The organism is Bradyrhizobium sp. Ai1a-2 (genome assembly GCF_000426245.1).
Taxonomy (GTDB): Bacteria; Pseudomonadota; Alphaproteobacteria; order Rhizobiales; family Xanthobacteraceae; genus Bradyrhizobium.
Map to the genome: position 1 here is coordinate 1 of NZ_AUEZ01000226.1, position 1,532 is coordinate 1,532.

1 protein-coding gene and 2 pseudogenes are annotated in these 1,532 nt (G+C 59.0%); all 3 read right to left on the reverse strand.

Features of this window, described 5'->3' with window-relative positions:
* Nucleotides 1-181 precede the first annotated feature (181 nt).
* Nucleotides 182-580 (reverse strand): annotated as a pseudogene (locus K288_RS49175) (transposase); the annotation flags it as partial.
* A gap of 45 nt (nt 581-625) precedes the next feature.
* On the reverse strand, nt 626-973 hold the full coding sequence (gene tnpB / locus K288_RS51940; RefSeq protein ID WP_084800144.1) for an IS66 family insertion sequence element accessory protein TnpB: 348 nt from the start codon (nt 971-973) through the stop codon (nt 626-628).
* 171 nt (nt 974-1,144) lie between these two features.
* Nucleotides 1,145-1,532 (reverse strand): annotated as a pseudogene (locus K288_RS51945) (hypothetical protein); the annotation flags it as partial.

Below are 1,532 nucleotides of genomic sequence, written 5' to 3' on the forward strand. Positions count from 1 at the left end.
CCTGTTGCTGCGCCGAATCCTCGCCGCTCTCACCACCGCAACTCAGTCCGTCCCAGCCTGAAAGCAGGGTTCTTCACGGACGACTCATCAACGTCGCTTGCAACGAAAGAACATTGCCAGTGGTCTATTCAAACATTGATTGAATGTTAGCGGTACGGCGCCCCCACATTCCGAAAATTTGGGGATCGATGAGGACGCGCTCGCGTTCGATGTCGTCCGGCCAGGGCGCACGCTTGCGCGTGAAGGCGCGCACGGTCTGGGTTTTCGCCGCCGCGGCCTTAGCTGCAAGCTCATACTCGGTCGCCGACATCACCAGATCTTCCAGCTGCAGCTCCAACTGTTCGATCAGCCGCGCCGTGCGTTCGGAGCGCGACCCGCGCAACTCGCGTTTCAGCTTTTCGATCCTGAGCTGCAGATGGGCGATCAGCGCTTCGGTGTCGGACAGCTTTGCCTGCGCGCTGGCGGCTTCAGCCACGGCCGCATCACGCTCAGCTTCGACCCTTTGCCGCACTTCACGCTCGACCAGCACCGCCTGGGCGCTGGCGAGGTCCGAAGAAAGATCATCCGGCTTCAAACTCATGAAGCCAGTGAATCAGATTGGCTGGCAAGGTCAATCGCAAAATGCTTATCCAACTCGCGTTGGACGCCACGTTTCTTGAGGATTGCGCCAGTCGATTCCAGACAAGAGATAGCTCAATTGCGCCGGAGAGATCATCGCGGCTTCCCCTGCAACCGAAGGCCGGATGAACCTTCCTCTCTCAAGTCGTTTTGTAAACAGGCATGCCCCTTGGCCATCATGCCAAATGACCTTCAAAAGATCGCCGCGTTTCCCCCTGAAGCAAAAAAGATTCCCGCCGAGCGGATTTTGCTTGAGTACTTCCTGTACGGGGAGAGCCAAACTCGGAAAGCCGCACCGCACGTCGGTGTAGCCGGTCGCAAGCCACACACGAACGCCCGTCGGAATCAGCATCATCGTCCCATCGTCCCTCCAGCACTCTTAAGACGCGCGACAGAGCGGCGGTATCGACATCCGCTCCAACGATCAGGCGAACACCGCTGCCGAGCACGATCTCCATCCGTCCAACAGCCCGCTCGCAGCGAGCGTCGTCACGGCTCCCTTCGCTTCTCGTTGGCTCTGGCTCAATCAGAGCCGCAACAAACCCGTGTTCGCCATCTTTGCTGTTAAGCGCTCCAAGAGCGCCCTGTCGCGCCAGGCGCCGCCACCCGAACAGTTGACCAGGAAAAATCCATGGCGGCGCGCAACGACAGAAACAGGATCGCTACAGCAATAGCTCTCCTCCACAATCCGCTGCTTCGCTTCAATACTGAACCGCCGCCGTCCTGTATCGACAACCTCCATAACTCTCGCATTATTGGCAGTGGATGTGGTGTCCATACTGCCTGTAATCATGCAATAGCCAGCCTCCGCAAGGCGGTCGCCCTCGAATGCGTACGCCGGACACAGAGGCGCCGACGTTTGTGCCGATCGCCGTTTCTGGGTAAGCGCGCATTTTGCTGCACAGGCTGCGCGC

Bases quoted from the DNA above. Each gene is read 5' to 3' on its own strand.
- tnpB (WP_084800144.1), bottom strand. From the start codon at position 973: ATGATGCTGATTCCGACGGGCGTTCGTGTGTGGCTTGCGACCGGCTAC.